General features: G+C 36.3%; 7 protein-coding genes. All 7 read right to left on the reverse strand.

The window, feature by feature from the left end; translation table 11 throughout:
• The coding region (locus B154_RS0121110; protein ID WP_018616345.1) for a CHC2 zinc finger domain-containing protein at positions 1–358 on the reverse strand (358 nt) is incomplete at its 3' end.
• Positions 359–521: 163 nt separating this feature from the next.
• On the reverse strand, positions 522–1769 hold the full coding sequence (locus B154_RS0121115) for a primase-helicase family protein (protein ID WP_018613788.1): 1248 nt from the start codon (positions 1767–1769) through the stop codon (positions 522–524).
• A gap of 41 nt (positions 1770–1810) precedes the next feature.
• On the reverse strand, positions 1811–1969 hold the full coding sequence (locus B154_RS34005) for a helix-turn-helix domain-containing protein (protein WP_425423106.1): 159 nt from the start codon (positions 1967–1969) through the stop codon (positions 1811–1813).
• Positions 1970–2573: 604 nt separating this feature from the next.
• Complete coding sequence (locus B154_RS33475) at positions 2574–4496, reverse strand: ATP-binding protein (RefSeq protein ID WP_018616358.1); 1923 nt, start codon at positions 4494–4496, stop codon at positions 2574–2576.
• 52 nt (positions 4497–4548) lie between these two features.
• Entirely contained in the window at positions 4549–6528 is a 1980-nt protein-coding gene (locus B154_RS31595) for an ATP-binding protein (RefSeq protein ID WP_018616359.1), read from the reverse strand.
• An 8-nt stretch (positions 6529–6536) separates the two neighbouring features.
• Positions 6537–6644 (reverse strand): HAMP domain-containing histidine kinase, encoded by a 108-nt coding sequence (locus B154_RS31950; protein ID WP_018616341.1) that lies wholly within the window; start codon positions 6642–6644, stop codon positions 6537–6539.
• A 70-nt stretch (positions 6645–6714) separates the two neighbouring features.
• Positions 6715–7599 (reverse strand): sensor histidine kinase, encoded by an 885-nt coding sequence (locus B154_RS0121140; protein WP_245542635.1) that lies wholly within the window; start codon positions 7597–7599, stop codon positions 6715–6717.
• Positions 7600–8992: the final 1393 nt, after the last annotated feature.

Consider the following 8992-nt stretch of genomic DNA (forward strand, 5'->3'; position numbering starts at 1 on the left):
TTATTTTAGGTTCAAGTGCCTCCTTGGCTTCTTGAGTGTTGATAAGAGGCGGTTGAACCGGTACGTTTCCCGGATGAAAAGAAAAAAAGTTTTCTATCTTTTCAATAAGTTGTTCAAAACTGCATTTATNGTATANAACTCCAAAATCTATAAAGTTTCCACCNTTNCCTGAACCATGATCAAACCATGCATTTAATTTTCGGTTCACCTTAAAAGAGGCTTCTTTTTCATCTCTTAATGGTGACAAGTACCAGTAGTCATTGTTGGTGATTTTTTGTGGCTGGTAACCTAATTTCTCCAGGTACTCTACAATATCTGTTTGCCTCAATTCCTCGTAGGAAAAAAAATGGGTGGCCATATGCTTGATTTTTTGATGATTTTGATGAAACGCACTCTTACTATTTGATTTTTAATTACTTATCACTTCATCTTTTTTTCATCAGGAGGATAAGAGCTTTCATCAAAGTGTTTTTTCTGATGAAATGTTGATGACGTTTCTGATGATCATAACTTATTTAGCTTCAAATACTTATACTCCTGTCATCAAAATCATCAGAAAAATGAAGGTTTATAACCTCTTTTTGTGACAGCTTATAATACCTTCCCTTGTAGTTGTATTCGTATATACTTCCGTCACTACCGAAGCGGTATTGTGTATAGGAATTTGAGTTTTCAGAAGGAACAAGTTTCCAGGTGTCTTGAAGTACTTTTTTGATGCTGTTGCTGTCATAGCATCTAAAACCCTTTTTCTGCAACCACTCCTGCATATCGGATAAACAGAAGCATAGTTCACATAATTCCTTCTGGTCAACAATGGTTAGCAGGATTTGAGCCATCTCTACTTCGAGTTTGTTTCGGTTGTACTTCTTTAGTCGTTTTAAGGCGCTTGTAGCGATTTGCTCAGGTGTGAACCACATCCGGGTAGCGCATTTTGTAGTAAACGGGCGGTTAAGTAAATAATGAATAAAAACAGGAATTTCAGCTTCCAGCTCAGCCAACAGTTTATTGTTAGGTGCTTGCAATGTAGACAGCCTTCTTATCCAATACCTGATTTCCTTTGCATCAATCATGATAAAGTTGTCTTCATTGTTGGAGCATAGGATGAACTTGCCGAAAAATTCAATTTCCTGCCTGTCCTGGCCCTTGGCTTCTATCTTATAATAACGGGAAGTACTTAGATTTTTGATACGTTCGGAGTCTTCTTTACGGTCAAGGAAAGTTTCATCAACACCAATTATTAGTTTATGTGCCCATTCTGCATTGAAGTTGCTTCTGAAATCCTCATTGCTATTGATGGTCATGTTGGAACCGTAGATAGCTTTTAGAAAATTTAAAAAAGTTGTCTTGCCTGTATTTCGCTCTGTACTTACCAGGCATAGGATAGGAAGTATCTGTACAGGATGCAGCAGTAAAACTTTCAAGTAATCCAAACCCAGATCCAGCTGTTCGCCAAAGATGTGATTTAAAAAAACAAGGGTATGTTTGGGGTAACCCGGACGAGGCTCATGAGGAAAAGGGTAGTACTGGTTATAAAAGTTATCAATTTCCCTTTTGTATTCCAAGTGATTGGGAACAAGGCAAAAACCCTTATAACGCGGAATAGCAGATAAAAAAGCTTTTCCATAGTCCTGCTTAATACATTCTACTGACCATGGCAACAACAACTCTGTAACATCACCTGAAGCTAGTGGTTTTCTTATTTTTCTATAATAGGTTGTACCTATACGTAAGTATTCCTGCTCCTGTTCATTCTCTACAATGCCGTTCATACTTGCTGATTTATTACAATTAAAAAAGTCTTCTGTAGGTATTACAACTTCCGTCGGCTTGTTTTTACATACTCCAGCACTTCTGACCTTTGGAAGTAAACTCTACCGTTTACCTTATGGTTAGGCAAACCTTTCTTCATCCAGTCGTTAAGAGTAACCATGGAGATGCCTAAGAACCGGCCTACATCTTTCCTGCTTATAAGTGGTTACTGCGCCAGATTAGCAGACTTATCATTTTGTGCAACAGATACGCTGAGACTTTCGTTCACCGCTTCCCGGATCCAGCTCTTAATGTCGTTTTCAGTTGGGATAAATAAAGTGTCCATATGTTTTTGTTTTATGGACGTAAATCTGATTAAGAAAACTTAAGAAATCAATGATGGATTGGTAGGGGATTTTTTAGGATTGATTTAGAAGAGGTTAGATTGGCTAAGACGTGTATGTTTGTACTAAAATAAGTAGCGGACAAAGTATTAAGTTGAAGAACTGTAAAGCTCGACTTACTCTATAGGCATCACGACGACATAGATGAGGATTTTGTGGTAGAAGTCTAGTAAAACTCAGTGTTTACTGCCTTTTTTCGTTTTTAGCCTACCAATTTATATCAAGCTTCTTCAAATATTTGTAGTGGTGAGGGTGTGTGAGATGAACATAAATTCAACTGATGATTCAACTTATTATTAGACATTCTTATTCGGCCTTTTCATAATCATGAAAGAACGTTTTCAATGCAAGTGTCATGAAGATCTAGTTTATAAAAGAAGCGCTTTGTTTATTGTATCTTTTTCGATATTTTTCCCTATTCTATCTAATGGGTAGTGAAACGGTAAATGCGGAGAAGTCATGTTCCTGTGTTTGAACTGACAATTCCCCTCCGAGCGCTTTAATAATATCATAACTCAATGATAGTCCCAATCCTGTTCCCTGTCCTGTTGGTTTAGTCGTAAAAAAGGGTTGAAAAATTTTATCAACTACTTTTTGCGGAATGCCTGTTCCGTTGTCTCTTACCCGAATTTGTACTTCTTCACCTGATCTTTTTGTGGTAACTAAAACTAACGGTTCAAACGTTCCATTTAGCTGTTTCTTTTTTTCATTTACCGCATAAAAAGCATTGTTGAATAGGTTTAATAAAATTCTTCCAACATCCTGTGGAACAACCTCTATCTTTCCTATACTTTCATCAAAATGTGTTTCTATTGTCACATTGAAAGATTTGTCTTTCGCTCTTAAACCATGATAACTTAGTCGTAAATATTCATCTGCTAAAGCATCAATGTCTGTGGGTTCTTTTACTCCTTTAGAAGCACGGCTATGTTCGAGCATACTTTTTACAATGGCATCTGCACGTTTGCCGTGAAGGTTGATTTTTTGTTCGTTTTCTGCAATATCATGCAGTATTTCATCTTCCAACTCTTTATCTCTTTCAGTTTTTCCTTTTGACTTTTGACTTTTTAATTCTTCTATTAATTCTGTATTGATTTCTGAGAAGTTATTGACGAAGTTTAAGGGGTTCTGTATCTCATGAGCAATACCTGCTGTTAGCTCTCCGAGAGAAGCCATCTTCTCAGATTGGATGAGTTGCGCTTGTGTGGTTTTGAGCTCGGTCAATGTGTTTTGTATCTCTATATTTTTCTGCTGCAACAAAGCATTAATTTTTTGCTTTTGCTTATTGTTGCGTATTAAAAAAGCAGCAAAAAAGGACAAGCCCGCAAGTACACCAATCAGCAGATAAATTCTTCTTTTGATTCTGATTTGCTGCTCGGCACTCTTAATTTCCCGCTGTTGTAGTTCCTGGTTGAATTTGTAGCTCAGTATTTGGCGCTGCTGCTCCTGATTGAATAAACTGTCTTTTGCAGCCATTGCTCTTTTATGATAATCTAAAGCAATTTTGTTATCCAACTTTTCATAGGCAGCAGACAGCAATAAGTAAGACTGCAATGCCTCTTTACCAAACTTTCTTTGCTGAGCAATAGTCAGTGCACGTCTTCCATAATCAATGGCCGAATCTACATGACCTGTTTCATCGTAGAGTTGTGCGATGCTGATATAAGCTCCGGCTAAATCCTTAAAATTATGGGCACTCTGCAAGGCAGCAATACTTTGCCGACAGTAGTATAGTGCTGTATCATTATTTTTAGCCTTAGCCTGTACTTTTCCATTCATTAACAAAATCCAAGCGTAGGCAATAACATGCGGATAGGCTAAGGCTTTGGTTACATAAAAAATGGCAGAGTCAATCTTATTCAATTCGTAATAAACTGAACTCGTCATGGCGTGAGCTGCGCCGCACGGAAAACAGTTTTGTATGAGCTGGGCCAGCGGCAATACTAAAAAGCAATACCGTAAAGCCTCTTTATAATCACCCTGATCCCTGTAACTGTTGATTAGTGCTGCATAGGTTTTCGTTAGGCGTAAGGTGTCTTTTTGTAACTTTGCGTACTCCGCAATAGACAGCTCCAATTTTATGGCTGTAGCATAATCGCCTACAGACCACCAGTAATCACCGAGAATGGCTTTGCATTCTATTTCACCTCTTGTGTAACCAATGGACTGAGCCAGCCGTAAACCTTGGTGTCCATAAAAGAATATTGAATCGGGATTATTATTGAAATAGTCATTGCTTAACTCCGTTAAGATATTTACCCTTGTAGTGTCGTCTTTTGCCGAAGAAAGCATTGTTCGTAAACTGTCTTCATGGTACATTTGACCGTGAACCAACTTTATCATACTGCTCAATACTATAAAAAAGACAAAATTTTTCACGTTGTTTATCTAAAATTTAAATACCTGACAATAAAATAATAAAGTCACTTCCTTCACCCTCCTTACTTTCCACTCTTATTTCCCCTCCATGTGCTTTTATAATATCATAGCTTAAACTCAATCCCAACCCTGTTCCCTGCCCTGTTGGTTTTGTTGTAAAAAAAGGTTGAAAGATTTTATCAACAGCTTTTTGAGGAATACCAATACCATTATCCTTAACTGATATGACTACCTTATCACCTTCTTTCTTGGTGCTTACTGAAACTGTTGGCTCGTAGTTTTCTCCCTTTAGGGTTGAGGCTTTCTTTTTTTCTGTTACAGCGTAAAAAGCATTACTAAACAAATTCAATAATACCCTTCCTATGTCTTGGGGAATAACTTCTATTTTGCCAATGCTTTCATCGAAATGTGTTTCAATTGTTGCATTAAATGATTTGTCTTTGGCTCTTAGTCCATGATAACTTAATCGCAAATATTCATCTGACAAAGCATTAATATCTGTTGGTTCTTTTTTCCCTGTACTCGCTCTTGAATGTTGCAGCATGCCTTTTACAGTTGCATCGGCACGTTTGCCATGATGATTTATTTTTTGTTCATTTTCTTTTAAATCATTTGATATTGCAAAAGCTTCTTCAATATTACCGCCTTTTAGTTCAGTTTGTAATTCTGCAATTAGTTCAGTATTTACATCGGAAAAGTTATTCACAAAATTCAAAGGGTTTTGTATTTCATGTGCAATCCCAGCAGTTAATTTTCCTAGCGAAGCCATTTTTTCGAATTGGATGAGTTGGGCTTGGGTAGATTTTAAATCGTCATAAGCTTTTTCAATTTGCACTTTTGCTTTTTGCTTGTGCATATTGTTTGTCAAAAGAAGTGATGTAATTAAAAGAAGCGCAGCAATTCCGCCAATCAATATGTATGTCTTTATCTTGTTCCAATACTTTTCTTGTGCGTCCAGTATGTCCTGTTGCCTTAATTGCTCATTGAAGGTCATACTTTGCGTCTGTATTACTTTTTGTTGGCTAAACAGGTTGTCTTTCGTTGTAAGAGTGAGATTCAGATACTTAACCGCACTATCGCACTCGCCCTTTGATTTATATATCTCTGCCAACAAATCAAGTGCTTCAAGTTTTGCAAGAGGATATTGTGCATGCTGACTCGCTTCAAGAACCTTATTAGCATAATAAATACTTGAATCAGTCTGAGCGTTCTTCCAGAATGTTTTCGCAATACCGTTACAATTTGACATGATTTCATTATTAATGTGCGATTCAGCTGCGAACTTGTATCCGTCTCTGTAATATTTCAGTGCATTCAAATAATCGCCTTTTTTAAAAAAAATATTGCCAAACAAATGAAAACGGGTCGAGTCTATCCATCCATATTGATGTGCATCGCGCCCATTTATTATTTGCATATACTTAAGTGCAGAATCCGGCTGATTTAATTTATCAAAAATTATAGCGAAACCATACAATGAGGTGTTATATAAATAGCTAAAGGCACTTTTTTCAGCACTGTCGCGCGATAGTTTATAATGTGTCTCAGCGAGAGATCTTTCCTTATAGGAATAGAAAAAAGCATGCTCAAAATCTCCCGCATCTGTATAAGTGGACGTTAAGTAGTCATAGGACCAGCCAATTGCCAAAAAATCTTTGGCGCTTTCGGCCGCTTTCAAACCTTCCAGCTCAAAATAAATCGCAAGTGGATAGTTTCCAATTATTGAGAAAATACCACCATACCCCGTTAATGCAGCCGATAAAAAGGAAGCGGATCTATTTTTTTTTGCTATCGAAATTTGCTTTTGTGCATAAATTATCGCTGAGTCCGGCTTTGAATATGTGTAATAAGTAACAAGCGGAGAAAGTAATTTAAATTTAGTGGTATCGTCTTTTGCAGAAGCTAGTAAATTTTTTACACTATCCTGCCATGAAGTCTGTGCAATTACTGAGATTGTCAGACAAAGCAGGCAAAGAATAATAGTGATCTTTTTCACGGCGGTTTTTATTGTCTGTTTATTAATGGTAAATGAATTGTAAACTCTGCACCTTGCCCCTCATTCGTCTCCACACTCAATTCCCATCCATGTGCTTTTATAATATCATAACTCATGCTCAATCCAAGTCCCTTTCCTGCCCTGTAGGTTTTGCTGTAAAGAGAAAGAACTTTTTCATATTGAATACTACGAATTGTAAAGAGTTTTATTAATTAATTGGATAATAAACTGTGCACCTTCGCCTTCTTTCGTTTCCACTTTTATCTCTCCTCCATGTCCTTTTACAATATCATAGCGTAAAGACAGTCCTAATCCAGTTCCTTGTCCTGTTGGATTTGTTGTAAAAACGGGTTGAAAGATTTTGTCAACAGCTTTTTGAGGAATGCCCATTCCGTTGTCCTTTACTCTTATCTCTATTTTATCGTTTAATTTTTTTGTACTTACAGAAACTAACGGTTCAAAAGATTCCTTTAATTGTTTTTTCTTTTCCGTTACAGCATATAATGCATTATTAAATAGGTTTAATAACCCCCTTCCTATGTCTTGTGGAATGACTTCTATTTTACACAAGCTTTTGTCAAAATGTGTTTGGTCTTTGGCTCTAACCCCATGATAACTTTGTCGTAAATATTCATCTGCTAATGCATCAATATCTGTTGGTTCTTTTTTGCCTGTACTTGCTCTTGAATGTTGCAGCATCCCTTTTACTATGGCGTCTGCACCTTTGCCCTGAAGAGTTACCTTTTCTAGATTCTGAGAAAGATCATTAACTATTTTATTTTCCAATTCTTCATCTCTTTCGCTTTTTACTTTTGACTTTTCACTTTTTAATTCTTCAATCAGTTCTTTATTGACTTCCGAAAAGTTATTGACGAAATTTAGTGAGTTTTGTATCTCGTGAGCGATGCCTGCGGTTAGCTCTCCAAGTGAGGCCATTTCTTCAGATTGGATGAGTTGGGCTTGGGCTGATTTTAACTCTGCTAAGGATTGTTTTAATTCTACGGTTCTTTCTGCGACCAGCGTGGAGACAAATTTTCTCATAGAGAAGAATTGATCATAAAAGATAATCAATTGTATTAACTTTTCATAATAAGTTGGCCACCCCTTTTAAAAAGTGCCATTACCCAACTACACACTCTAAAACCTTTCTTGTATGTTTTACCTTTTATCTTTCAATCCTGTGTTTTGTCCAAACCTGTTTTATTTTTTAAAAGAGTAAAATCCTTTAAACGACATTTTACTGATATTTGATGTATAATTAATCCTCGTAGCACTGAGAGGGATTCAACTAGCAGTTAGTTTTGAAGGTAATAAAAGATTGAGAAGCAAAGTTTTAGAGCTTGTTATATCATCTTGTCATGATACCTTTTCAATAAATTTGCTTACTTCCGCTAAAGCTAAGCTGACAAATTGGTGTAAATAAAAGTAATTTTCATCTGGTTAAGATTAATTTTAAGCAGGGAAAGTAAATTTAACTTAATATAGAAATATGTTTACTTCTACGAGATGGAAAAATCAAATTAATGAGAGTAAGTCTTTATGTGTAAAAGAACTCTTCCAGTGCTTCATTTAGCTTTTGCACTTTAGGATTTTTAAAGTTTAGGTTATCACTTGCTGTTTTAATATTTCCCTGGATAGTATTAATCTTCTTGTTTTTAAAAGCCTCAAAGCGTTGTAATAAGTAAGCAATATCAATGGCCCCGAATTGTTTGAATAATTTCTCTCCTTTTGCAATTTCTTTTGGAGCGGAGATGTTTTGTATGATGTAGAAAAGCTGGATAACTTTCTCGAGGTGGTTATGATTATTAAGCTGGATACTACCTGTTACATACGCGGCTGTTATAGCTTCCATCTTCTCTTCCGCATTGGAAATAAGGACATCTATTTGTGGGGTTAAAGTATTGATGAGTTCTTTAGCTATACTTTCAAAATCCAGCTGCTCTAATGTATTACCTTTACTTACCTCCCTTTCAACAATTTTCTGCACCTCTTGTCCAAGACCAGTTTCTAACGCTTCTTGCTGAAGGGTTAGCCGTTCTTCTTGTTTTTCTACAAGCCAATCCAAAACGGACTCGAGTTTAAGCTTAGAAGATTTGTTAGCTGTCAGTTTTAATCTCTGGTTGGTTTCGTAGCGCAGAAAACGAAGAAAATCTTCTTTGTTTTCATAAGCAGAAAAGTGAAATTCTATATACTGAACAATTTCATACCCATCATATTCATAGAGCTTATTAAAAATATCGTTTTTATATCGAATACTGTTGGGCGGGCTTGTGAAATAGAGGTAGTAATCCCTNTGGTANGGCGCNATTTTATATTGAAAGTAAGGAATAAATGTCCTCTTGGCTGCAGAAGCAGGAAAACCTATTACATCGAACATCATGTTACGCAGCAATAAATTACTGCGTAATTTTTCTTTCCAGTTCATAATAACTGTTTTAGCGGTAATAGTTAGGTTAGGTTAAAA

Source organism: Segetibacter koreensis DSM 18137 (assembly GCF_000374045.1).
GTDB lineage: Bacteria > Bacteroidota > Bacteroidia > Chitinophagales > Chitinophagaceae > Segetibacter > Segetibacter koreensis.